This window comes from Paraburkholderia sp. UCT2, assembly GCF_014397665.1.
In the GTDB taxonomy this organism is placed as follows: Bacteria; Pseudomonadota; Gammaproteobacteria; order Burkholderiales; family Burkholderiaceae; genus Paraburkholderia; species Paraburkholderia tuberum.
Genome location: NZ_VZQO01000027.1, coordinates 14528 through 39544 on the forward strand (window position 1 = coordinate 14528; position 25017 = coordinate 39544).

The window sequence follows — 25017 nt, forward strand, 5'->3', positions numbered from 1 at the left end:
TGAGTTCGTGAACTGTAGCTGTGCTTATTCCTGGCAATTGCCACAATTTGTAAATCCGTCCGACGAGATTTACGGGCAGGCGATTTGGTGAAACGCTCAACTGCTGTCCTTCGCGACCAAAATCTGAACTTCTGTCAAAGTTTGCGGATTTACGTCAGTTATTAGAAAAGAGTTAAAGCGTGCTTCACAGGCTCTCTAAAAGCGCTTACCTTACGCTCAAAATATCGCCCGGCCTTGCCAAGGCGCTCAAGCGCAGCAATTTCACGAGAACAGAAATGAAGAGCATCGATCTTGCCAACTCAATTGATGCGGTATTTTCCGATTCGATCCGGCAGTGTCTTGCGGAGCAAATCGGCCTTTCGTCGGAAATACTTGGCAGGATTCCGACCCACGCCAGCCCTGCGCTGATTGCTTCGCTGATGGCGGCTGCGGTGACGCCCGATGGGGCGAAGGCCGTATTCTCCGCTGTGATGTCGCCAGAAGCGAATGCCCGTATCGAAGAGCAATTCCTGCGGCTGTGTAGTGCTTCATCGAGTATCAAAGACCTTGAAACAATAGGAGAGTCGCTCTTCGTGCGTGCTACCGGCACGCGTATCGCGCTGGCGAGTGATCCGATCTCGCGTCAGACCGGCATACCGCCTCAGGCCGCTCATGTCATGACCGCGTTGGTCGGTTCGGTGGTGTTCGGCGTGCTCAAACATCACATTCTGCTTGAGCAAGGAACGTTGGCCGGACTGCCTGCGTTGCTCGGCGGTCAATTACCTGTCGTATCGAGGCTTTTGACCGATCGCGTCGCCGAATCGATCGGATTTGAAAATGCTGGCAATTTCACTCGATCGATTGCAGGCAGGCTTGAGTCAGTAGCGGCCAACATGATGCAACCGATGGCTGACGATGAAAACGTACTTCGACGTTCCGCACCCGCCGCGGCGCACGAAGTCGCGGCGCCGGTCGGCGGAGCGAGGTCTTCGCGTAGAGGCATATGGCTGCTGTTTGCCGTGTTGACGGCCATACTGCTTGGGGTTTTCGCCTATGCCCAATTTTTCGGGCAGAGGGCGGGTGTTGAACCGACCGCGTCGTCGAATGTTTTGACCAGTGGCGTCGTCGCGCCCTCGATCGCGTCGGCCGTCCCTGGCGTCGTCGCGCGACCGGACGCGGCTTCATCCGTACCGCAGGGATGCGCGGCGGCTCCGATGACGGCGTCGGGAGGTGCAGCGTCTGCCCCGGCGGCCGATGCTGTATCCGAAGCCGCTTCAAATCCGGCGGCGAACGCTTCCACGAGAAGTGGAAAAATCGCTTTTAGCGTCAATCAAGCCGGCGTACCTTCATTGACGGGTACGCTGAGTAGTGATGCGGAGCGGCAAACACTTACCGATGTGTTGAACCGAAAATTTGGCGCGGGACGCTTCGCCGCCGACCTGAGAGTCGACGCGAGCCTGCGCCCATCTGACTGGCTGACGCATATCGATGAGCTCTTGTCGTTGATGGCCCTGCCGCGCGCCGAGGTCGGAATAGACGCGCAGCACATCGAGCTAGGCGGGGCGGCGGCGAATGCATCGCTTGGCTGGAAGCAGCGCCTGCAGAATGTGTTCGGTCCGTCCTGGGAAATCGGTCAGTTCAGCGCGGGAACAGCCGTCGATCTCGCCACGCAGCTGTTCCTGAGCACGATGGTGAAGATGCTCGATGCGGGCAACGCCTGCATAGGTCCGGATGTCGCAACAGTTCTGAACTTGCAGGTCGTGGACTTCGCCGCATCCAGTGGACATATCCCTTTATCCGCCAAAGAGAACCTTGCCGAGTCCGCACAACTGCTTAAGGCATGTTCTGACGACGGCCATCCCGTGGCACTCGATATCAAGGCATATTCCGACAACGTTGGCGATGAGCAGGCCAATCTGCTGCTTTCGCAAAAGCGTGCGGACGCGGTGCGCGGTTTTCTGATCGAGGCGGGTGTGAAGCCGGACCTGTTGACGGCACGCGGCTATGGCTCAGCGACGCCGATCGCGAGCAATGCGACGGCGGGCGGTCGCTTTGCGAATCGCCGTGTCGAGTTTGTTCTGGCGCAAGCTTCGGTTGGCTAACAGATTGCGTTGGCTGAAAGCACGGGTTTTACCTGAGAGCGTTAGGCACGTTCGGCCAGACTCGGGAGCCTCGCAGAATGGATCAATCGCAAGCCCTACCCGACAGACGCACAAGGGCCGCCGATGTCACAATTCTTGGCAACCCCCACGTACGCGTCCGGTTACATTCGGTTGCGAGTGTTCTAACCCGAACCTTGTGAGCACCGAACGAAACTGGAGCTATCCATGGCAACCCCGCATCAGGTCCAAGTGACCCTTTCGCTTCACCCCGAAGATTACGCTTCACTCAAGATGGCCGCGCGAGCTGCCGGTCTTGACGAGTTGTCGTTCGGCATTCTGGCAGTCCATCGCGAGGCGCGTCGCGTGTTGGCCGAGGACCGGCGCAATCGCGAAACCGCTCCGCACGACTACAAAATTTTTTGATTGCTGAAGGTGCCTCGCATGGTTGCATGGTCTGCAGAGGATCTGCTCTATCTACGCCTCGGCACGGAGACGCCGAATTGGTCTCTTGCCGCGGATGACGACATGCTCTTGCTCGCGGCCGGCCACGGCGAGAAACGCGTTGGGGTTCGACTCACCAGTGTGCAGTTGGAGAAGATACGCATGGCGAAAGGCGGTCTCGAAAAAATGCTATGGGCGTGATCATTCTAGAAGCATATTTTCGGCTGTACCTGGTAGGCCGGAAAGTCAACGATCATGCGTGGAAAGGGAGGGCGTCCAGCGATGCTAATTTTCTCCACGTGGCACAGGCGGCGGAGGAGTCGACCGCCTATCCGTCGATAGTGGTCGATCTTGTAACAGCACCCTGAAAACAGATACAGATGTCGTTTCCCTGGCCAGACGGCGTTCGATCGAATTCGATCAGGTTTTCACGCCAGAGCCTGGATACGATTCTGGAAATTGTTAGCGGCGACGGGAGCGACGCGTAATGAATGAGTTAAAGACGAAAACAATATCGGAATTGCATCAGCAACTCGAAGCGATGGAGGCGTGGCTCACGTCAAAACCTGCGATTGTGACGGGCGTGCAAGGGGTGAGGATCATGCGTCTGGTTGCACTGATGTCAGGCGATGCATTCCGGTATGTGCTTGTCAGGACGAGACCAAAAGGGCGCTGGTCCTAGTGTGCGTCAGGCACCTTCGTGGTCGTTCTGCCAGCTCTCTACGATTCGCATCTCGAAATCTCCTTCGAGTTTTAACAAATCTTGACAGACCGGGTTGCCCCGCGCCGGTAGAGTACAGGCGTCCGCAAGCCGATGCGGTTCGGTCGCGCGCGCATTGCATTAATCGTTTAGTCGGCGACAAACTGTGTCATACACAAAGCTGTTCAAACGCTTTCTTCGGGAAAAGCTGATATATGCGAAGCGAAGTAACTACTCAACCGGGGCTACCTGAGGCAAAGAAATTCGCCCGCCGGACCGACGAAGTTGAAGACATGTCGGGTCTTCGCAAGCGCTGGATCGCATTGCTTGGCATCGGGACGATTTCACTGTCACTGCTGTTCGTGTGGGGATTTCTCCATTTGATTCTCGCGCTGATATTTCCGAAGTCGGTAATTGTCCATTAGGTCGTTGCGGGGTGAACTCGTGGGCGTTGTATTATGGTCGCGAAGTGATCGGGGGCGGCCTTTCGGTGGTTCACTCGATGGAGTATCCCTATGCATACGGACGTTGCCTCATCTTTCGCGGTAGCGGGACCTGATCCGGCATATCGAGCATGGCTGTATTACTACGACGATGAACAGCAAGCACTTTTAGGCCAGATTCGAGCAGCTTGGGGTCAGGACTGCGTGATTCAGATTTGTGGTGGGCGACTGAGGATTTTTGCCGAGGAAGGGCGGTTGGAATTTTTCAGCGCGCGTGAGCTGTTTGACGCAATCGCTGTGAAGACGCTGAAAGGAATCGGTCGGCGACAGAAGTAGAGCAGTACAAGCCGGATGACCCATTGCGCACGTTAGGAGATTGCGGTGTTGTCCAACGAAGAAAGTCTCCAATTGCTTAGGCTGGTTTGTCACCGCCAGATCCCATGGGGGAAGAAGCCGAAGAAACTGATTACGCTTCGCAACCTCGGGCTGGTCGAGGTCCAGCGCCTTCCGCCCAGAGTCAACGCGAGAGTTCCCGAACCCATCGACATCGCGATCCTCACAAGACGAGGGCAAGAGGAGTTTGCTCGTCTCGAAAAGATGGCCTCGCTTCTGGAATGGCGATGCGCGGGGTTAATGGCATACCAGGTGGGACTAGAAACTTTTCCGTGAGCCCACCACCTGCAGGTCGCCTGTCTTTAGGCCAACCAACTAACATGGTTCACGTCTGCTCAACTTAAGTGGAGTGAAAAGCCGAGAAGATCGTATTGGACTGGCTGAAGGCCACGACTCAGTCGTCACAATGATTCCCATCTAACGAGTGAGTCTTTCATTTACAACGTTATCAATAGCAGACTGAGCGAGCCAATGGCAGTAGCCCCCCAAAGTGTTTCGATCTATCTGGTCTGATCTGATGTCAAAATATTTTCCTGCGCGAAAGTCGTGTTTTGACCAATATTGGTTCGTATGCCACGCATGAATATGCAGAACGTCACTGCCGATATTTCTCGTTGCAGAAGGGAAGTGGTCAAGGAACCCGAGCGAACATTGTTGCGGATAGGTGCGGCGAAGCGCTAGCTCCCCAGCGTACATCGTCAAAACATTCTTACACCAGCCTGGCCATGCACCTTCGAAGTTGGAAAATTCCTCTTTGATTAATTTGTTGCAATAGTCCAGCTGCGCAGTGAGGAAGTTGCACACATGGTCCGATGGTCCCAGGACCGAAGCCCCAACATTATGCAGGCCCGAATGAGGGAATCCCCACCGTAGACTACATTGAGACAATTTCCCTCGGACTTCTTCCTCATAGGCGTACGCGCCGAAACCAAAGCATAGTCCGGATGGAGAAAAGTCAAGCAATGCTGGCGTAACGAACGTGTCGCAGTCCGTTTTCAATATAAATCGGTATTTTTTGCACTCGTCAAAAACGCTTTGATCAACGAAGTTTCCAACGCTATTGATGTAAGCATATCCCTGCCATTCAGCATTCCGCTCGAGGTATGGCGTACTCGGAATGATCGTCAACTTTTCATCTACTGGCAGAAGATTGATCGCATCAGGATGACACACAGCAATAATCCTGGAGCGCAGGAACAAATTGCTGAAAATCATGCTCTTGTAGAGCCAATGAAACTCCTCGACGGTCTCCTTTCTGCTGTCGATATAGACCAAAACGCCCAAGTCGATCGACGCTTCTGAGCAGCTCAGGTCTGATCTGCTTTCAGCGTTGGCGTTGTAGTTGTTTTCCATCTGCTTACAGCCTTCATCAAGGGGCGGGCAATGCATTCCGATATGTGCGTGTCAGAGCAAAGCGAACCGGGCGTTGGTGTTAACGATCAGTCCGCCGTACTTCACGGAATGGTATCAGTGCGCGTTCGAGAGAGATATAGCGAATAGGGAGTATGGGACGAGAAAAGGTGAAGCCCCGGCAATCAAGGATTAGTCGGGGCTTCAAGGAGCAGGCGCAGCTTCGGGGATTAGCTCTCCTGCCCGTGATCGACCGGAAAAGTCGATGAATTCAGCATAACCGGAACGGGGCGTGATGTTGTGAATAATTGTCACGCACTCGCGGGTTTTTGTCGGAGCGGGAAAAGCAGATGTTTGTGACCGACCGCCGTCGAGATTCAACGAGCTTGACAGACCGGTTTGCTGGGAACCGATAGCGTATTTGGATTCGGGGACAGGCTGAATTGAAAGCGACTACTCAGGCCTGTACCAGACTCGTGCAGCTGGAGCGAGGATTGCGCAATCAGATCGCTGGGCGACTGAGAACTAATGAGTGACGCCATGTCTCGCAACGAATTCGTCGATTTGTTCGTTTGTGATCGGTGCGGAGATGTAGTAACCCTGACAATCTATCTGATCGATTGTGCTCGCCCATGCGAACTGCGCTGCCGTTTCGATCCCCTCTATGACAACACGTTTTCCGAGACGTTGTCCGAGTTGCACGAGCGACTCGACCACGACTTTCGAAGCGGCATGCTTCTGAATATCGCACATGAACTTGCGGTCCAGTTTGAGCGTGTCGACCCCAAGCCGATGCAGAATGGTAAGTGACCAGCAGCCCGAGCCGAAGTCGTCGATTGCCATACTTACGCCGGATTCTTTGATGGATTCAACGGCGGAGGCGAGCGCTTCAATTGGACCCGGATCGGTGGCCTCGGTGAGTTCGATCTGAAAGCGTGCCGCATTGAGTGAACGAGTACGAAGCAGGGCGGATAACTTGCTTGCCAGCCCGGGCCGGCCAATTTCTCGGGCGGGAAGATTGACGGCTAGCGAAAGCGTGTTGTATCCGCGAACGGTCCAATCGGCTAGCGTTTGAGCAGCTTCCTCGATAACAAAATCCGTGAAACGCGGGGTAAGTTCAGAGTCTTCCACAAGATGGATAAACGAAGCGGGCGTCAGGACGCCGCGTGCCGGGTGGCTCCATCGCAGCAGTGATTCAAAACCACACAGCCGGCCTTCCTGCATACGCAGCTTAGGCTGATAGAGGAAAAAGAACTCCCGTCTGGCGAGGCCGCGCTCCGCGTCTGCGACCGTGCAGGAGTGGAGAATGTCTGCAGCAACGTGTTCCATAGCAATCTCTAGTGCGCGTATGTTGCAAGCCTCACATCAAAATGGATCGACACTGTCTCGTGAAAGGTCGGCGAAACGCTGGTGCAAAACTTGAAAAATGCGCGCGCTCGAATGGAGGTGTAGTGGAATCGCACAACTTTCATCGTTGTTCATATCAACGTCCTCCGACCATCGACGAATGTGCCAATTGTCGGGTGGCTAGTTCCGGCCATTGAATCGTATCGAATTGAGCGACATGAGTTGTGAATTATTGAAACATCGGAGCGGCGATGAGAAACGGCGGCGCTGTTTTCGACCAGCCTTGCGGTTCACACTCTGTGACGCGCTGCACGGTGGTGTCCTCTACTATTCACCCGCTAATTGATGGGGCGGCTCGGCGGTTGTGCGGGTGAACAACGGAAATCAAGAGGGGATTGTGCGTTCGGCGTATTTGACTGACAGGTTTGTTTGGGGAATTGCATTGGGGGCTCTCGTCGGGTGGGCGATCTCCGCAGGAGTGGATCATTGGAGAATTTCTCATTCGATCGATCCGAGGTTCGGCCTGCGTCTGACGCCGGAAACTGTAGCCTCTGCATGCCTGCTTCTGCCGAGGCCATTGTTGCTGAAGACAGTCTTTCGGTTGCGACGTAGCGTGTTCATGCGGGATGAGGATGTGCATGCGATGCTGATGGGGCGCTTGTTTGGCGTTCTAGGCGGGGTCTGGCTCGGCGCGACGGTCAACTGCCTGCTCTTTTGAGTGCGTTCCCGCCATTGATAAATAAAACGATCCTGACGGCGTTTGCGGCTTGATGTGTGTCGTGTTCACTGCGGCTATCGCACAACTGCTGGACATCTGCTCGCGAAAAATTGACGCTGGTCGTGCCCCGGGGGACATTGGGCAGTATCGCGCGGGCAAGTGGCGATCGACTTGTCACGGGAATACAAGGTCGACGCAAATCGGATCGCTTTGTGAATTCAATCGAATTTCGAGGCCGACCATTGCGCTCCGACTCTAATGGTTTGGTGGCGGCGTGTTGTGAATATTCGTGAACTCTGGCGATATTTTTCGCGAAGTGTATCGAATTGGGCAATCTTCAAGAAATGACGTGGCTTCAGTACTTTCGGACTGTTATATATGCGCGCTGCCGAAAAAACTCCGGCGGTCGGGCGTGATGTAAGTGCCTTCATAAGGCACAGGCTATTTCTATTTCGTTCACCTTATGTACGCAGATTCCCTGAAGCTATCGGTTTGCCGATGGGCCGTTCACCGTAGCCCTTATCGCGTGCGTCTGCCTGGTGATCCCTTTCGGAGGGCTGGAATCGCAGGATCGCGCAAAGCCTCTCCAGAGTGGACGGGTCTCGCAACCTGCACGGGAACGATGGTGAGCGGGAAGCGGGGTGCTATTTGAGTAAATACCGACAGAAACCATGGCATGTCACAAATATTCGCAATGCGGGTTAAGGCGATCGATATGCTGCCCAAGATGATATTTGGGGAATGAGATCGTGTTGAAAGGAATTTGATAGTAATTCCTAGTGGCAGCGTTGTCGCCGGGATCTCGTTTTTTCTGTTTGGGTCGTGCTGAAGCCGGATCAAAGAATTCATGAGCGATCGGGTGGGTGGACGAGGTGGGGAATAAAAAATGAATAAGACGTACCGATCGATTTGGAACGAGTCGCTGGGGGCGTGGGTTGCCGTGTCGGAACACGACTCAGCCAGGGGCAAGCCGAAGAAGTCGAAGGTGGTTCAGGCGGTTACCTTGGCGGCTGTGGTGGTTGGCACGCATGCGCCGGTTGCTCATGCACAGTACTATGCCGGCGGTGGAGCGGGTACAGCTAGTCCAAATACCAATACAGTCGCAATTGGAACTTCTGCTCTTGCCTCCGTTAATGCGGTGGCTATTGGCGGCTCTGCATTAGCTGGCACTAACTCAGAGGCTATTGGCACGACTGCAACGGCTACTGGATGGGCTTCTCTGGCAATCGGTTATCAGAGCACTGCTAATTCCAACTATGCCGCAGCGATTGGATATGCAAACACTGCCAGTGGGAACACCGCTTCTGCGATCGGATATGCAAACACCGCCAGTGCAATGGACGGTATAGCGATAGGGGTTTCCAACGTTGTTACCAACACCGGCTCTTATGGCATCGCAATTGGTACGCAATCTACAGCTTCGGCTCTTGATGCTACCGCAATTGGTGTGACGGCTAACGCGGAGGCTACAAAGGCCACAGCCATTGGATATCAGGCGACAGCGAGTGTCATGGGGTCGGTCGCGCTCGGCAATAACGCCTCTACGACCGCTGCTTCATCGACTGCCACGGCTGGGACCACCGCGTATAGCACTCAGCAGATCGGTGGTACGACTTATGGCTCGTTCGCAGGCGCCGACGGGGCTGCTGGTGTCGTAAGCGTTGGGGCTGTGGGGGCTGAGCGACGCATTCAATATGTGGCCGCTGGCCTGATTGGCCCTAGCAGCACTGACGCGGTAAACGGCAGCCAGTTGTATTCGGTCGCAAGTACGGTCGACTCTTTGTCGACTTCGACGTCGACGGGTATTTCATCGCTGTCTACAGGTTTGAGCACGACCAATAGCACGGTCACGTCGCTGTCGACGGGTGTGAGTTCGCTGTCGGCCTCCACGTCGACGGGTATTTCGTCGCTGTCGACCGGGCTGAGCGCGACCAATAGCACGGTCGCGTCGCTGTCCACGGGCGTGAGCTCGCTGTCGACCTCCACGTCGACGGGCCTCTCGTCGCTGTCGACGGGGCTGAGCGCGACTAACAGCACAGTCACGTCGCTCTCGACGGGTGTGAGTTCGCTGTCGACGTCGGCCTCGACGGGCATCAGCACGGCACAGAGCGGCGTGAATTCGTTGTCCACGGGCGTGAGTTCGCTGTCGACCTCCACATCGACGGGTATCTCGTCACTGTCGACGGGCCTGAGCACGACTAACAGCGCGTTCACGTCGCTCTCGACGGGTGTGAGTTCGTTGTCCACGGGTCTGGGTTCGCTGTCGACGGGCCTAAGCACGACCAATAGCACGGTCGCGTCGCTGTCCACGGGCGTAAGCTCGCTGTCGACCTCCACGTCGACGGGCCTCTCTTCGCTGTCGACGTCGGCCTCGACGGGCATCAGCACGGCGCAGAGCGGCGTGAATTCGCTGTCCACGGGCCTGGGTTCGCTGTCGACTTCCACGTCGACGGGTATCTCGTCACTGTCGACCGGGCTGAGCACGACCAATAGCACGGTTACGTCGCTGTCGACGTCAGCTTCGACGGGCATCAGCACGGTGCAGAGCGGTGTGGATTCGCTGTCCACAGGCCTGGGTTCGCTGTCGACCTCCACGTCGACGGGCCTCTCGTCACTGTCGACGGGGCTGAGCACGACCAATAGCACGGTTACGTCGCTGTCGACGTCGGCTTCGACGGGCATCAGCACGGCGCAGAGCGGCGTGAATTCGCTGTCCACGGGCCTGGGTTCGCTGTCGACCTCCACATCGACGGGTATCTCGTCACTGTCGACGGGCCTGAGCACGACTAACAGCGCGGTCACGTCGCTCTCGGCGGGTGTGAGTTCGTTGTCCACGGGTCTGGGTTCGCTGTCGACCTCCGCGTCGACGGGCATCTCTTCGCTGTCGACGTCGGCCTCGACGGGCATCAGCACGGCACAGAGCGGTGTGAATTCGCTGTCCACGGGCCTGGGTTCGCTGTCGACCTCCACATCGACGGGTATCTCGTCACTGTCGACGGGCCTGAGCACGACTAACAGCGCGGTCACGTCGCTCTCGACGGGTGTGAGTTCGTTGTCCACGGGCCTGGGTTCGCTGTCGACCTCCACGTCGACGGGTATCTCGTCGTTGTCGACGTCGACCTCGACAGGCCTCTCTTCACTGTCCACGGGTATGAGCTCGCTGTCGACGTCGGCCTCGACGGGCATCAGCACGGTGCAGAGCGGTGTGGATTCGCTGTCCACAGGCCTGGGTTCGCTGTCGACCTCCACGTCGACGGGTATTTCGTCACTGTCGACGTCGACCTCGACGGGTCTCTCTTCGCTGTCGACGGGTATGAGTTCGCTGTCGACCTCCGCGTCGACGGGCATTTCGTCACTGTCGACGGGCCTAAGCACGACCAATAGCACGGTCGCGTCGCTGTCCACGGGCGTGAGCTCGCTGTCGACCTCCACGTCGACGGGCATCTCTTCGCTGTCGACGTCGGCCTCGACGGGCATCAGCACGGCGCAGAGCGGCGTGAATTCGCTGTCCACGGGCCTGGGTTCGCTGTCGACTTCCACGTCAACGGGTATCTTGTCACTGTCGACCGGGCTGAGCACGACCAATAGCACGGTTACGTCGCTGTCGACGTCAGCTTCGACGGGGATCAGCACGGCACAGAGCGGTGTGGATTCGCTGTCCACAGGCCTGGGTTCGCTGTCGACTTCCACGTCGACGGGTATCTCGTCACTGTCGACGGGTATGAGCTCGCTGTCGACCTCCGCGTCGACGGGCATCTCTTCGCTGTCGACGTCGGCCTCGACGGGCATCAGCACGGCGCAGAGCGGCGTGAATTCGCTGTCCACGGGCCTGGGTTCGCTGTCGACCTCCACGTCGACGGGTATCTCGTCGTTGTCGACGTCGACCTCGACAGGCCTCTCTTCACTGTCCACGGGTATGAGCTCGCTGTCGACTTCCACGTCGACGGGTATCTCGTCACTGTCGACCGGGCTGAGCACAACCAATAGCACGGTTACGTCGCTGTCGACGTCAGCTTCGACGGGGATCAGCACGGCACAGAGCGGCGTGAATTCGCTGTCCACGGGCGTGAGCTCGCTGTCCACGGGCGTGAGCTCGCTGTCGACCTCCACGTCGACGGGTATTTCGTCGCTGTCGACGGGGCTGAGCGCGACTAACAGCACAGTCACGTCGCTCTCGACGGGTGTGAGTTCGCTGTCCACGGGGCTGAGTTCGCTGTCGACCTCCACGTCGACGGGTATCTCGTCGTTGTCGACGTCGACCTCGACAGGCATCTCTTCACTGTCCACGGGTATGAGCTCGCTGTCGACGTCAGCCTCGACGGGTCTCTCTTCGCTGTCCACGGGTATGAGCTCGCTGTCGACCTCCACGTCGACGGGTATCTCGTCGCTGTCGACATCGGCCTCGACGGGGATCAGCACGGCACAGAGCGGCGTGAATTCGCTGTCCACGGGCGTGAGCTCGCTGTCGACGTCAGCCTCGACGGGGATCAGCACGGTGCAGAGCGGTGTGGATTCGCTGTCCACAGGCCTGGGTTCGCTGTCGACCTCCACGTCGACAGGTATTTCGTCGCTGTCCACGGGTATGAGCTCGCTGTCGACTTCCACATCGACGGGTATCTCGTCACTGTCGACGGGCCTGAGCACGACTAACAGCGCGGTCACGTCGCTCTCGACGGGTGTGAGTTCGTTGTCCACGGGCGTGAGCTCGCTGTCGACCTCCGCATCGACGGGTATCTCGTCGCTGTCGACGTCAACCTCGACAGGTATCTCTTCACTGTCCACGGGTATGAGCTCGCTGTCGACTTCCACGTCGACGGGTATCTCGTCGCTGTCGACGTCGGCCTCGACGGGGATCAGCACGGCACAGAGCGGCGTGAATTCGCTGTCCACGGGCGTGAGCTCGCTGTCGACCTCCACGTCGACGGGTATTTCGTCACTGTCGACGTCGACCTCGACGGGCCTCTCTTCGCTGTCCACGGGTATGAGTTCGCTGTCGACTTCCACGTCGACGGGTATCTCGTCGCTGTCGACGTCGGCCTCGACGGGCATCAGCACGGCGCAGAGCGGCGTGAATTCGCTGTCCACGGGCGTGAGCTCGCTGTCGACCTCCGCATCGACGGGTATCTCGTCGCTGTCGACGTCGACCTCGACAGGCCTCTCTTCACTGTCCACGGGTATGAATTCGCTGTCGACTTCCACGTCAACGGGTATTTCGTCGCTGTCGACGTCGGCCTCGACGGGCATCAGCACGGCGCAGAGCGGCGTGAATTCGCTGTCCACGGGCGTGAGCTCGCTGTCGACGTCAGCCTCGACGGGGATCAGCACGGTGCAGAGCGGCGTGAATTCACTGTCCACGGGTATGAGTTCGCTGTCGACTTCCACGTCGACGGGTATTTCGTCGCTGTCGACGTCGGCCTCGACGGGCATCAGCACGGCGCAGAGCGGCGTGAATTCGTTGTCCACGGGCGTGAGCTCGCTGTCGACGGGGCTGAGCGCGACTAACAGCACAGTCACGTCGCTCTCGACGGGTGTGAGTTCGCTGTCAACCTCCACGTCGACGGGTATCTCGTCGCTGTCGACGTCGGCCTCGACGGGGATCAGCACGGCACAGAGCGGCGTGAATTCGCTGTCCACGGGCGTGAGCTCGCTGTCGACCTCCGCATCGACGGGTATCTCGTCGCTGTCCACGGGTATGAGCTCGCTGTCGACCTCCACGTCGACGGGTATCTCGTCGCTGTCGACGTCAGCCTCGACGGGGATCAGCACGGTGCAGAGCGGTGTGGATTCGCTGTCCACAGGCCTGGGTTCGCTGTCGACTTCCACGTCGACGGGTATCTCGTCGTTGTCGACGTCGACCTCGACGGGTATCAGCACGGCGCAGAGCGGCGTGAATTCGCTGTCCACGGGCGTGAGCTCGCTGTCGACGTCAGCCTCGACGGGGATCAGCACGGTGCAGAGCGGTGTGGATTCGCTGTCCACGGGTATGAGCTCGCTGTCGACTTCCACATCGACGGGTATCTCGTCACTGTCGACGGGCCTGAGCACGACTAACAGCGCGGTCACGTCGCTCTCGACGGGTGTGAGTTCGTTGTCCACGGGCGTGAGCTCGCTGTCGACCTCCGCATCGACGGGTATCTCGTCGCTGTCGACGGGTATGAGTTCGCTGTCGACTTCCACGTCGACGGGCTTCTCGTCGCTGTCGACGTCGACCTCGACGGGGATCAGCACGGTGCAGAGCGGTGTGGATTCGCTGTCCACAGGCCTGGGTTCGCTGTCGACCTCCACGTCGACAGGTATTTCGTCACTGTCGACGTCGACCTCGACGGGCCTCTCTTCGCTGTCCACGGGCATGAACTCGCTGTCGACCTCCACATCGACGGGTATCTCGTCGCTGTCCACGGGTATGAGTTCGCTGTCGACTTCCACGTCGACGGGTATCTCGTCGCTGTCGACGTCGGCCTCGACGGGGATCAGCACGGCACAGAGCGGCGTGAATTCGCTGTCCACAGGCGTGAGCTCGCTGTCGACCTCCACGTCGACGGGTATGTCGTCGTTGTCGATGTCGACCTCGACAGGCATCTCTTCACTGTCCACGGGCATGAGCTCGCTGTCGACTTCCACGTCGACGGGTATCTCGTCGCTGTCGACGTCGACCTCGACAGGCATCTCTTCACTGTCGACGGGTATGAGCTCGCTGTCGACGTCAGCCTCGACGGGGATCAGCACGGTGCAGAGCGGTGTGGATTCGCTGTCCACAGGCCTGGGTTCGCTGTCGACCTCCACGTCGACGGGTATCTCGTCGCTGTCCACGGGTATGAGTTCGCTGTCGACCTCCACGTCGACGGGTATCTCGTCGTTGTCGACGTCGACCTCGACAGGCATCTCTTCACTGTCCACGGGTATGAGCTCGCTGTCGACGTCAGCCTCGACGGGGATCAGCACGGTGCAGAGCGGTGTGGATTCGCTGTCCACAGGCCTGGGTTCGCTGTCGACCTCCACGTCGACGGGTATTTCGTCGCTGTCGACGTCGGCCTCGACGGGCATCAGCACGGCGCAGAGCGGCGTGAATTCGCTGTCCACGGGCGTGAGCTCGCTGTCGACCTCCGCATCGACGGGTATCTCGTCACTGTCCACGGGTATGAGCTCGCTGTCGACCTCCGCATCGACGGGTATCTCGTCGCTGTCCACGGGTATGAGTTCGCTGTCGACCTCCACGTCGACGGGTATCTCGTCGCTGTCCACGGGCATGAGCTCGCTGTCGACTTCCACGTCGACGGGTATTTCGTCGCTGTCGACGTCGGCCTCGACGGGCATCAGCACGGCGCAGAGCGGCGTGAATTCGCTGTCCACGGGTATGAGCTCGCTGTCGACTTCCACATCGACGGGTATCTCGTCACTGTCGACGGGCCTGAGCACGACTAACAGCGCGGTCACGTCGCTCTCGACGGGTGTGAGTTCGTTGTCCACGGGCGTGAGCTCGCTGTCGACCTCCGCATCGACGGGTATCTCTTCACTGTCCACGGGTATGAGCTCGCTGTCGACCTCCGCGTCGACGGGCCTCTCCTCACTGTCGACGGGTGTCTCTTCGTTGTCGACGTCGGCCTCGACGGGCATCAGCACGGCGCAGAGCGGCGTGAATTCGCTGTCCACGGGCCTGAGTTCGCTGTCAACCTCCACGTCGACGGGTATCTCGTCGTTGTCGACGTCGACCTCGACAGGCATCTCTTCACTGTCCACGGGTATGAGCTCGCTGTCGACGTCAGCCTCGACGGGGATCAGCACGGTGCAGAGCGGTGTGGATTCGCTGTCCACAGGTCTGGGTTTGCTGTCGACCTCCACGTCGACGGGTATTTCGTCGCTGTCGACGTCGGCCTCGACGGGCATCAGCACGGCACAGAGCGGCGTGATTTCGCTGTCCACGGGCCTGGGTTCGCTGTCGACTTCCACGTCGACTGGCTTCTCTTCACTGTCCACGGGTATGAGCTCGCTGTCGACTTCCACGTCGACGGGCCTCTCCTCACTGTCGACGGGTGTCTCTTCGCTGTCGACGTCGACCTCGACGGGCCTCAGCACGGTTCAGAGCGGCGTGGCGTCCCTGTCGACGGGCCTGAGCACGACCAACAGCACAGTGGCACTGTTGTCCACCAGCGTTAGTACGGCAACCAGCGGCGTCAGCGCGCTGTCCACGGGCATCGCCACAGGCACGATCGGTCTCGTGCAGCAGGTAGGCGGCGCGCCGGGCAACGGGGCCATCACGGTGGGAGCCAACACGGGCGGCACCAGCGTCGACTTCACCGGCACCGCGGGCGCGCGTCACCTGACCGGCGTCGCCGCCGGTACGGCGCCGACCGATGCAGTGAACGTGAGCCAGTTGCAGGCGGTGGCCTCGGTCGCAAACGACGCCGTGCTGTACGACAGCGCGGCGCATAACAGCGTGACGCTCGGCGGCGTCGGTGCGAGCTCGGCGGTCGCGCTCACCAATGTAGCCGCGGGCACGATCTCCGCCACCAGCACCGATGCGATCAACGGCAGTCAGTTGTTTGCGCTCGAAACGCAAATCAGCTCGCTCGGCAACGGTTCACTCGGCGCCCAGCTTCCGCAGACCTCGCAGTCGACAGTCGCCAGCACGTCGTCGCAGTATGTCTCTGTGAATTCGACCGGTAGTGCGGCGAGTGCTACGGGGACGGAATCGGTGGCGGTCGGCGGCAATTCGACCGCGAGCTCGGCCCATAGCGTTGCGGTGGGTTCCGGTGCACAGGCGACGGGCTCCAATTCGTCGGCGATCGGCTCGAACGCGGTGGCCGCCGCGCCGAACTCCGTGGCGGTGGGCTCCGGCTCGATCGCCAACGAGGCGAATTCGGTGTCGTTCGGCTCGCTGGGCAGCGAGCGGACCCTCACGAACGTGGCGCCGGGTGTGAATCCGACCGATGCGGTCAACATGTCGCAGTTGAACTCCGTTCAGCAGGGCGTGAACGCGCTGGCGCGGCAGGCGTACTCCGGTATCGCGGGCGCAACCGCTTTGACGATGATTCCCGACGTCGACCCGGGCAAAACCTTGGCGGTCGGGATCGGCACGGGCAACTACAAGGGCTACTCGGCGGTCGCGATCGGCTTCTCGGCACGCCTTACCGACAATCTGAAGATCAAGGGCGGCGCGAGTACCAGCGGATCGGGCAGTGTGGTTGGAGCTGGCATTGGCTATCAATGGTAAGGCGGATGGCGCGAGTGAAGGAGCGCGTATGAGTGTGACGGATTACACCGATCGTTTCATAGCCAATCTGCTGGCGGGAGGGCTGGTGACGTGCTTGACGATGTCTGTCGTCGGCTATTTCAACTGGTTCGCGCACGGCATAGGCGGCATGATGCCGGAGGTTGTGCAGCTATGTCTGGTTGTACTGCTGGCTTCTGTCATCCTGTTTGTCTTGCCCTGGCTATGGCGCGTATGTGCGCGCTCGCGACGCACGCTCTTCGCCGAAACCCGGCCGCGCGCGGGGGCGTGGCAGGGTCGGGCGACTGGTCTCGTTTTGGGTCTTGCCGCCGCGGTTTCTATCATCGCGCAGTTGAGGTAGGGGGATGTCGAGGAGACCGCGCAACGCAGTCAATCACGTCTCCTCCTCGCATGAGGAGGAGCATGAGGCACATGACCAGGAGCACAATGTGCAGACTCCAGCGCCGAGGCTTTGGATGAGCGCAGGCGAGCTTGCATCACGTTGGACCGCTCTGCGCCCGTGGGCCTGGAGCGCCGGAGTCGGGCTCCCGCGTGGTTGGCGGTGGGTGAGGCTAAGCCCGGGAGTGCGGGCGCCGTTTTGGAGGGATTGTGCACAATGAGCAGCGCGATGGCGTCGTACTCCGAACGTATTGATGAATTGATGGCCGAGGGGGATCTCGTTGGCGCCTGGCGTCTGCTGGAGGCTCACGGTGCTTCGCGCCCCGGCGATCCGGGCATAGTGGCGGCGGCTGGGCGGCTTTTGCGTCTGCGAGGACGCCACGCGGAAGCCCGTGCATTGCTGGATCGTACATTGCAGGGCGCTTTGGACGACACCCGCGTGGTGACAGAGCTTGCGTATGTCGCGCGGGATCTTGGCGAGCGCGAAGTGGCCGATGGGTGGTTCGAGCGAGCGTACCGCAAAGGTACGGAAGGCGAGCGATGGGTACTGGACTGGATCGATCTCCTGTGCGGTCTATGCCGGTTCGATGTGGCACAACGCGTCGCGGCAACGTATTGCGAACGCATGCCTGGGAGCGCTTCAGGCTGGTTCTCGCTTGGCCTCGCGTACCAGCTCGGCAAGCGGCATGATCAGGCGCTCGACGCTTACGAGCGTGCGATGCGGCTCGATCACGCGTTGCCAATGCTGCGCAACAATATGGCGGCCGCGTACATTGCGACGGAAAATTACCACGAGGTGCAATCGCTGCTCAGGGATGTTCTCCGTGATGATCCCGGCAATGCGTTGGCCTGGACCAATCTCGCGACGATGCTACTGAAACGGGGCGATCCGACAGCAGCCCAGGTGGCAGCAGAGCGTGCCTGTTCGCTCGCACCTAACTATCCCGTTGCGCTGCAGTGCTGCGCGAATGTATTCAGTGAATTGCAGCAATGGGACATGGCGCTGCATTTTGCGCAACGCGCGGTAGAGCTTGAGCCGGCCAATATGTCTTACGTCTGGTCGCTCGCGATGTTGCAATTGCTGCGTGGCGACTATGCGGCGGGCTGGTTGAACCATGAAGCGCGATGGGACGGCTCCCCTGAATTGAACGGCAGCTGGCCTAATTTACCGATGCCGCGATGGACAGGGCAATCTCTGTCCGGCAAGAGCGTTGCCGTGTGGAGTGAACAGGGCAACGGCGATGTTCTGCAATTCGCACGGTTCCTGCCGCTCGTTGCCCGGAATGTCAGACAGGCGGGGGGCAAGCTCATCTTCATTTGCTATGCGAGCCTCCTGACGCTCATGCAGCGCAGCCTTGGCGATGAGGTGGAAGCGGTCATCCCGAGCGAGCAGCCGCTTCCCGAGACTGCGATCGATTACCACTTGCCGCTCGGGAGCCTGCCGTTTGCGCTCGGTGTGACGCCGGACCAGCTTTTCGCCGGGACGTCCTATCTCAAGACGGATCACGCGAAGGTCGGTGCCTGGCGTTCGCGGCACGAGTCGGACACGGGCCGGCTCAAGGTTGGGCTGGTCTGGAGCGGCAGTCGCGCGCATCAGCGCAATCCGTTGCGCTCTGTCGACTCGCGCGTCCTTGCGAGCGCGCTCGGCGCCGTGCGGGGTGTCGATTTTGTCAGCCTGCAGATCGGCGCCGGCAGTGAGACGAAAGCGATGCGCGAGGCCGGGATGAGTGTGTCCGACCCAACTGGCGAACTCCGGTCGTTCGATGACACGGCGGCCTTGCTGCACAGCATGGATCTGGTGATCACCGTGTGTACGTCGGTCGCGCATCTGGCCGGCGCTTTAGGCGTGCGCGCGTGGGTCTTGCTCGACGTCAGACCGCACTGGACCTGGATGATCGAACGTAACGATAGCCCGTGGTATCCGTCGATCCGGCTGTACCGGCAACAGGTCTATGGCCAGTGGGAACCGGTGCTGACGCATGTCGCGCGTGATCTCGCGGCGCTAGTCGTGACGGCAACGCACCAGTTGACTCAAAAGGCGAGCGCGTGATGGTGCCGTGCGAAGCGATCTTTCTGCCGGCGTTCGAGGCACATCGATGCGGGCATCTTCAGGAAGCCGAAGCAGGTTATCGCCGCGTACTCAAGTACGATCCCCGGCACGCCGATGCGCTGCATTTGCTGGGTTTGATTCACGCCGGACGAGGCGCGTTGCCCGAGGCTGCGGCGTTGATGCAGCAGGCAGTTGGCATCGCGCCGACTGCCGTTTACTTCGGCAACCTGGGTGATGTGCTACGCCAGCAGGGACTGCATGCGGCTGCAGAGGCAGCATGCCGCCGCGCGATCCAACTGAAGCACGACCATGCACCGGCCCACTTCAACCTCGGTCTGCTGTTCATGGCGACGGGGCGCAGGGACGAGGCGGAGCACGCGCTTCGTCAGGCATTGACGTTCGCCCCTGCGTCGAACGACGCGCTGAACAACCTCGGCGTCCTCCTTCAAGGCATGGGGCGCGCCAACGAGGCCGAGACCGCATACCGTCGCGCGATCGGCAACGATCCCAGCTACTTGCGCGCGCATTACAACCTCGGCTTACTGCTTCTGCGAGCAGGCCGTTTCGGCGAGGCCGAACTGGCCTTCAGAAACGCGCTCGAAATCGATCCGGCGTACGCCGACGCGCAGAACGATCTTGGTACAGCGCTGCGGGAGCAGCATCGTTACGCGGACGCCGAGGCGACATACCGGAGCGTGCTGCAGCAGTGCCCTGATTTCGCGGATGCCCGCTGGAATCTGGCGCTCCTGCTGCTGGCTCAGGGGCGATACGCGGAGGGTTGGCAGCATGCGGAGGCTCGCTACGATATGCATCGGACGACTCCCGTTTTACTCCCCGATCCGGGCTATCCGCAGTGGCGGGGCGAACCGCTGGCCGGCCGCTCACTCGTGATCTGTCACGAGCAAGGTCTCGGCGACTCCATCCAGTTTGCCCGATACGTGCCGCTCCTGAAGGCGCGAGGCCTGCGCCGTCTTACTTTGTTTTGCCCCGAGCCGTTGCAGGAACTCCTGAAGACGCTCGAAGGCGTGGATGAAGTGGTCTGCAATATGCAGGAAGTCGGACCGCACGATTTCTGGTCGTTGAGTATGAGCCTGCCTTTGCATGTCGGCACCACGACCGCAAACATTCCCGCACGTCTGCCGTATCTGCGCGCGCTGCCCGATCGGGTACGGCGTTGGCGTACCTGCTTGCCCGCACACGGGATCAAGGTTGGACTCGTCTGGAAGGGCTCGACTTCACATAGTCACGACGCAGACCGGTCTTTGCCTGGTCTGCTGTCGCTCGCGCCGCTTTGGTCGGTGCCGGACGTAACGTTCGTGAGTCTGCAGAAAGGGCAAGGCGAAGACGAACCTGCGGCTCTGGCGAAGCAATTGCCGATGGTGTGCGCCGCGCCAGACCTGACTGATCTCGCCGATACGGCGGCCCTCGTCAGCCAACTGGATCTCGTGATTTCCGTCGACACCGCGGTCGCACACCTCGCGGGGGCGCTCGGCAAGCCGTGTTGGCTCCTGCTGCAGAAGCCGTGGACGGACTGGCGCTGGATGCACGGCAGCACCGATTCCCCTTGGTATCCGCACGTAATGCGTATCTACCGGCAAGCGACGCCCGGGGATTGGGCCGAGGTCATAGGGCGGATCGCGGTGGCGTTGGAGCAGTATGCACAACCCACGGTGGCTTCGTGAGCATGCCAAAATCCATCGAGGCGATGTGGCCTCGAATCATTTTCGCCAGTATGGCGAATCAAGCTGCAAACCCTGGCGACGAGCGAGGGTTTATGACATGGCGTAGAGAACTGAATCGTGCGAATCGGAATTTCCGTTATTAGTCGTAGTGGGCAGAGCATCTGGGAGAACGGTCTTGGCCAGAATGTCTTCTTTCTTGCCGAACTGTTTCAGCGCTTGCCCTTTGTGGAATCGGTGCTGCTGATCGATGTCGGCGACCAAAATGCGATGCCGCCGCAAATCGATCTGGCCGCACGCAATCTCAGGCTGACGAGGGTGCGCGAGGCCACCGACGAAGTGGACGTGGTCATCGAAATGGGAGGCGCACTCGATATCGAATGGCTCGATCTAATACGTGCGCGTGGCAAGAAAGTGGTGTTTCACTGCTGCGGTCAGCCGTATGTCAATCTCGTCGAGCCGGCGATCTTCTCAAAGCCCTCATACTCGCCGCGGCCCGAGCGTTGCGACGAAATCTGGTATTTGCCGAAAGACGCAGCGTACGCGCCGATGATGCGCCTGCTGAACCGCTGCGACTTGCATGAGGTGCCGTTCATCTGGCATCCGCAGTTTATTCGGCAACGGGTGAGGGAGGTCGAGGAACTCGGCCTTCGCTACGGTTTCGATGCGCGCGATGCTACCGGCAACGCGGGCGATGTTGTCGCCGCCAGCGCACGACGCGGCCTGCGCGTGGCGATTTTCGAGCCGAACATTTCGGTCGTGAAGGCCTCGACCATTTCGATGCTGGTGTGCGACGAGGCGTACCGTGCGGATGCCGGCGCGGTGGAAGCGATGCACGTGCTCAATACGTTGCACATGAAAGACCATCCTACGATGCTTTATCTGGCCAACTCGCTGGACCTCGTGCGTCAGCACAAAGCCACGTTTCATGGCCGGCACGACATTGTCGGCTTCATGGTTCAGCATGCCGACGCGATCGTGTCGCATCAATGGCAGAACGAACAGAACTACAGCTATCTCGATGCGCTTTATGGCGACTATCCGCTGATTCACAACTCGCCGTGGCTGCGCGAAGCAGGTTACTACTACCACGGCTTCGACGCGCGCGATGGCGCAGCGCAATTGCAGCGCGCGGCCGTTGCACATGCAAGCGGTATCGACGACTACCGCGCCCGCTCGCAACGCGTGTTCGCCGAAGTCGATCCGTTCAACCAGCACAATCTCGACGCCTATGCGGCCCGGCTCCTGCATCTGTGCCGTAACACGAAATTTGCCAATTCCGCGAGCCGCCCATGAGTGTCCAACCCAATCCCCATTCGGTCCCCCGAAACTTACGCGTGGGCGTGTCGATCTTCGTGCGCAAGGGCGAGCAGTCGGTCTGGGAAAACGGCATCTACCAGAACTGCATTTTTCTGGTGATGCTGCTGATGCGCTCGCCGCTAGTCGAAGCCACGTATCTCGTGGCGGGAGGAGGTGACGGCAGTCCCGAGGACGCGCGAAATTTTCTGGCTGATTCGCCGGTGCCGCTGATCGATATGGACGAAGCGGCCGCGACGCTCGACGTAATGATCGAAATGAGCGCGCAACTTGCGCGCGAGTGGGTCGTGGCATTTCGCGAGCGCGGCGGCAAGATCGTGTCGATGCGAGTGGGCAATGATTATGTGATCGATATCGAGCGCATGATCTTCGACAAGTCGCACGGATTGTTATTCACGGCCGCGCCGTATCACGAGGTCTGGACGCTGCCTGAGTACGAGAATACTTGTGTGCCGTATTACGCCAGTACGTTCCGCTGTCCAGTGCGCGTGATGCCGCATCTGTGGAGTCCCGTCATGCTGGAGCGCGAAGCGGCGCGTCTACCGGAGGGGCTCAACTTCGGCTACCAGCCGGGACGTCGCCGTTGGCGGGCCGGTCTGTTCGAGCCCAACATCTGCATGGTGAAGACGAGCTTCATTCCGCTGCTGACCTGCGAAGCGGCGCATCGTGCGAATCCGGACATGATCGAAAAAGTGTGGGCGTACAACACGTTCCATATGAAAGAGCACGTGAGCTTCAACGGTTTCGTCCGCAGCCTCGATATCGTGAAGCATGGCCTGAGTTCGTTCGAAGGGCGCTTTCCATTTTGTCGCGTGGTCTCGGAGCATGTTGATGTCGTCGTGAGCCATCACTGGGAAAACGCGCAGAACTATGTCTACTACGAGGCGCTGTACGGTGGCTATCCACTGATTCATAACTCGCACCTGATTGGTGATTGCGGATATCGCTATCACGGCTTCGATTGCGAGGAGGGTGGCCGGGCATTGCAGCGGGCGTTCGCCGGGCACGATACGCATGTTGACGCCTACCGGCGCACGGCGAATGCATTCCTGCGCGGGCTCGATCCCGAGAACGATGACAACGTGCGGATATACAGCGATGCGTTGGCTGCGCTTTATGAACGAGAGTGAGCGGGCCGGAACACGTCCTTGCTTGCGAGGACTATCCACATCGCTGTTTCTTTATACGAGTACATATTCATACACGGGGAGCATCATTTGAAACACGTCACCATGATCGTCAAGCTGGCGGCCGTCTGCGCACTGACCATGTCGGCCACGCTGGCCGCAGCCGCACAAGGTAACTCGGCCGACGAATTGCTGAACGATGCCGAGCGTATCTTTCAGCAGTTCGACTCGAACAGGTACGCCGAGGTCTGGCAGGATGCGGCGCCATTCATCAAGGGGAAAATTCCGCAGGACCAGTTCGTCAAGACAATGAGCGACGCTCGTCACACGCTTGGAGCGGTGACACGGCGTGGCTGGTCGTCGGTCACGCGCATCCAGTCCATTGGCGTCTCCGGAATGCCCGATGGTCTTTATGCGAACGTGGACTCCACATCGACACTTGCCAATGGCCACACGGCTTTCGAACTGTTGAGCTTCCAGTTGGGAGCCGACGGGCAATGGCACTTGACCGGATATACGCCGCGTCTGACCCAAGCCCAAGCCCAAGCCCAAGCCCAGGGCGCGGAGAGCGCCGTGCGCGCCGGCGCGAAATGAGCGCACTGCGCATCGGCATCACGATCGGCCTGCATCACACGGGCGAGGCGTTGTGGAACAACGGCATCAAACAGAACGCAGTATTCCTCGCCGAGGCGTTGCGGCATTGCCCGCAGGTGGCCGGTGTGGTGCTGGTCAATACGACGGCGGTGCCGGTTACGCCGGCGTTGCCGTGGGATCTCGCCCGCTATCCGACGGTCGGCTTCGAAGCCGCGAAAGACTCGGTGGATGTGCTGATCGAACTCGGAGGGCAGATCGACGGCGCGCAGACCGATTACCTGAAGCAGCGCGGCGCGCGCCTCGTCTCCTATTGCTGCGGGTTCGAATACATTCACGCGATGGAGTCGGTGCTTTTTCGCAGGCGGCTGTGGGGTGAAAACCTGTTCGTCAATCAGCGTTACGACGACATCTGGCTCATTCCACAGGTTGCGCATATCAGCCAGTCCTACTTCGAGGTCTTGCGGCGTCAGACCGCACGCGTCGTGCCGTTCGTATGGAGTCCCATGTTTCTCGACGAACGCGTCGCCGCCATCGAACATGCCGGAGAATACCAGCCGCGGTCTGGCGCGAAGCGTCTGAGCGTGATGGAGCCGAACATCAACGTCGTGAAGTTCTGCCTGTATCCCGCGTTGATCGCCGAGCTTGCTTATCGCGAGCGGCCCGAGAGCATCGCTATTCTGCAGGTGACCAATGCGGAGGCGATCGCGACGGAAAGCCTCGAATTCATCACGTTGCTCAATCAGTTGGATATCGTAAAGGAACACAAGGCCGTGTTTCTCGGACGTTACGACACACCAACATTCCTCGCCGGCAATACGGACATCGTCGTCTCGCACCAGATGGAAAATCCGCTTAATTACTTCTACCTGGAAGTGTGCTGGCAAGGCTACCCGCTGATACACAACGCGTCGCTCTGTGACGATCTTGGCTACTACTATCGCGATAACGACGCCAGCGAGGGCGCGCGACGCGTCATCGAGGCCATTGACACACACGATGCGCAGGCGTCGTCGTATCGGGAGCGGCAACGGGCATTAATCGAACGGTATTTGCCGAACAACGCGCAGTTGGTCGCAACCTACGCCGCGCTGCTCGACGAACTAATGACTCGCCCGCTTCGCTGACCGATGTGCATCGCTGCCCGATATTTCGATCTCGTCTCGAAAGCAT

17 protein-coding genes and 1 pseudogene are annotated in these 25017 nt (G+C 59.5%); 15 read left to right on the forward strand and 3 right to left on the reverse strand.

Translation table 11 applies throughout. The features are described 5' to 3' along the window. The first annotated feature begins 179 nt into the window (after positions 1–179). The 5 genes from F6X39_RS21910 (at position 180) to F6X39_RS21930 (ending at position 4001) form a co-directional block, all read left to right on the forward strand. Positions 180–2081, forward strand: coding sequence for an OmpA family protein (locus F6X39_RS21910; protein ID WP_187618082.1), 1902 nt, complete (start codon positions 180–182; stop codon positions 2079–2081). Positions 2082–2306: 225 nt separating this feature from the next. Beyond that, the gene (locus F6X39_RS21915; protein WP_184060612.1) at positions 2307–2504 is read left to right on the forward strand and encodes a hypothetical protein; all 198 of its coding nucleotides are present in this window, start codon (positions 2307–2309) and stop codon (positions 2502–2504) included. A gap of 18 nt (positions 2505–2522) precedes the next feature. Further along, positions 2523–2723 carry a hypothetical protein gene (locus F6X39_RS21920; protein WP_187618083.1) on the forward strand — a complete coding sequence of 67 codons (201 nt, stop codon included), beginning with the start codon at positions 2523–2525 and terminating at the stop codon, positions 2721–2723. 714 nt (positions 2724–3437) lie between these two features. Continuing rightward, positions 3438–3647, forward strand: a complete 210-nt coding sequence (locus F6X39_RS21925; protein WP_187618084.1) for a hypothetical protein — start codon at positions 3438–3440, stop codon at positions 3645–3647. A 90-nt stretch (positions 3648–3737) separates the two neighbouring features. Next, positions 3738–4001 (forward strand): hypothetical protein, encoded by a 264-nt coding sequence (locus tag F6X39_RS21930; RefSeq protein WP_184060616.1) that lies wholly within the window; start codon positions 3738–3740, stop codon positions 3999–4001. 474 nt (positions 4002–4475) lie between these two features. Here F6X39_RS21930 and F6X39_RS21935 read toward each other — a convergent pair whose 3' ends face one another. Then, positions 4476–5411 (reverse strand): hypothetical protein, encoded by a 936-nt coding sequence (locus tag F6X39_RS21935; protein WP_262414764.1) that lies wholly within the window; start codon positions 5409–5411, stop codon positions 4476–4478. 522 nt (positions 5412–5933) lie between these two features. Then, entirely contained in the window at positions 5934–6737 is an 804-nt protein-coding gene (locus F6X39_RS21940; protein WP_187618085.1) for an EAL domain-containing protein, read from the reverse strand. Positions 6738–7125: 388 nt separating this feature from the next. Between F6X39_RS21940 and F6X39_RS21945 the strand changes: the two genes are divergently transcribed. Together F6X39_RS21945 and F6X39_RS36920 are read left to right on the forward strand one after the other, a co-directional pair. Further along, positions 7126–7473: a hypothetical protein gene (locus F6X39_RS21945; RefSeq protein WP_187618086.1), complete on the forward strand. Its 348-nt coding sequence runs from the start codon at positions 7126–7128 to the stop codon at positions 7471–7473. An 886-nt stretch (positions 7474–8359) separates the two neighbouring features. Further along, a pseudogene (locus F6X39_RS36920) lies at positions 8360–9232 on the forward strand (ESPR-type extended signal peptide-containing protein); the annotation flags it as partial. Here F6X39_RS36920 and F6X39_RS36925 read toward each other — a convergent pair. Further along, on the reverse strand, positions 9163–15546 hold the full coding sequence (locus F6X39_RS36925; RefSeq protein ID WP_262414765.1) for a hypothetical protein: 6384 nt from the start codon (positions 15544–15546) through the stop codon (positions 9163–9165). The pseudogene F6X39_RS36920 and the gene F6X39_RS36925 sit on opposite strands and share 70 nt — an antisense overlap. 13 nt (positions 15547–15559) lie before the next feature. Here F6X39_RS36925 and F6X39_RS36930 point away from each other — a divergent pair, with 13 nt between their 5' ends. The 8 genes from F6X39_RS36930 (at position 15560) to F6X39_RS21985 (ending at position 24971) form a co-directional block, all read left to right on the forward strand. After that, entirely contained in the window at positions 15560–16684 is a 1125-nt protein-coding gene (locus F6X39_RS36930) for a YadA family autotransporter adhesin (protein WP_316251712.1), read from the forward strand. 28 nt (positions 16685–16712) lie between these two features. Further along, the gene (locus F6X39_RS21955; protein WP_187618087.1) at positions 16713–17042 is read left to right on the forward strand and encodes a hypothetical protein; all 330 of its coding nucleotides are present in this window, start codon (positions 16713–16715) and stop codon (positions 17040–17042) included. A 255-nt stretch (positions 17043–17297) separates the two neighbouring features. Next, positions 17298–19130 carry a tetratricopeptide repeat protein gene (locus tag F6X39_RS21960; protein WP_262414766.1) on the forward strand — a complete coding sequence of 611 codons (1833 nt, stop codon included), beginning with the start codon at positions 17298–17300 and terminating at the stop codon, positions 19128–19130. Continuing rightward, a complete protein-coding gene (locus F6X39_RS21965) occupies positions 19130–20812 on the forward strand; it encodes a tetratricopeptide repeat protein (RefSeq protein ID WP_262414774.1) in 1683 nt (560 codons plus the stop codon). Before F6X39_RS21960 ends, F6X39_RS21965 begins: the two co-directional genes overlap by 1 nt. A 117-nt stretch (positions 20813–20929) precedes the next feature. Then, positions 20930–22105, forward strand: a complete 1176-nt coding sequence (locus tag F6X39_RS21970) for a DUF2827 domain-containing protein (RefSeq protein ID WP_187618089.1) — start codon at positions 20930–20932, stop codon at positions 22103–22105. Beyond that, a complete protein-coding gene (locus F6X39_RS21975; RefSeq protein WP_187618090.1) occupies positions 22102–23256 on the forward strand; it encodes a DUF2827 domain-containing protein in 1155 nt (384 codons plus the stop codon). The genes F6X39_RS21970 and F6X39_RS21975 overlap by 4 nt, the downstream gene beginning before the upstream one ends. Positions 23257–23343: 87 nt before the next feature. Next, the gene (locus F6X39_RS21980) at positions 23344–23847 is read left to right on the forward strand and encodes a DUF4019 domain-containing protein (RefSeq protein ID WP_262414767.1); all 504 of its coding nucleotides are present in this window, start codon (positions 23344–23346) and stop codon (positions 23845–23847) included. After that, positions 23844–24971: a DUF2827 domain-containing protein gene (locus F6X39_RS21985; protein ID WP_187618091.1), complete on the forward strand. Its 1128-nt coding sequence runs from the start codon at positions 23844–23846 to the stop codon at positions 24969–24971. The genes F6X39_RS21980 and F6X39_RS21985 overlap by 4 nt, the downstream gene beginning before the upstream one ends. Positions 24972–25017 lie beyond the last annotated feature (46 nt).

What these genes read in the sequence shown, in the direction of transcription:
- F6X39_RS21915 (WP_184060612.1), top strand. Translation starts at nt 2,307, where the DNA reads ATGGCAACCCCGCATCAGGTCCAAGTGACCCTTTCGCTTCACCCCGAA.
- F6X39_RS21920 (WP_187618083.1), top strand. Translation starts at nt 2,523, where the DNA reads ATGGTTGCATGGTCTGCAGAGGATCTGCTCTATCTACGCCTCGGCACG.
- F6X39_RS21925 (WP_187618084.1), top strand. Translation starts at nt 3,438, where the DNA reads ATGCGAAGCGAAGTAACTACTCAACCGGGGCTACCTGAGGCAAAGAAA.
- F6X39_RS21930 (WP_184060616.1), top strand. Translation starts at nt 3,738, where the DNA reads ATGCATACGGACGTTGCCTCATCTTTCGCGGTAGCGGGACCTGATCCG.
- F6X39_RS21935 (WP_262414764.1), bottom strand. Translation starts at nt 5,411, where the DNA reads ATGGAAAACAACTACAACGCCAACGCTGAAAGCAGATCAGACCTGAGC.
- F6X39_RS21940 (WP_187618085.1), bottom strand. Translation starts at nt 6,737, where the DNA reads ATGGAACACGTTGCTGCAGACATTCTCCACTCCTGCACGGTCGCAGAC.
- F6X39_RS21955 (WP_187618087.1), top strand. Translation starts at nt 16,713, where the DNA reads ATGAGTGTGACGGATTACACCGATCGTTTCATAGCCAATCTGCTGGCG.
- F6X39_RS21960 (WP_262414766.1), top strand. Translation starts at nt 17,298, where the DNA reads ATGAGCAGCGCGATGGCGTCGTACTCCGAACGTATTGATGAATTGATG.
- F6X39_RS21965 (WP_262414774.1), top strand. Translation starts at nt 19,130, where the DNA reads ATGGTGCCGTGCGAAGCGATCTTTCTGCCGGCGTTCGAGGCACATCGA.
- F6X39_RS21975 (WP_187618090.1), top strand. Translation starts at nt 22,102, where the DNA reads ATGAGTGTCCAACCCAATCCCCATTCGGTCCCCCGAAACTTACGCGTG.
- F6X39_RS21985 (WP_187618091.1), top strand. Translation starts at nt 23,844, where the DNA reads ATGAGCGCACTGCGCATCGGCATCACGATCGGCCTGCATCACACGGGC.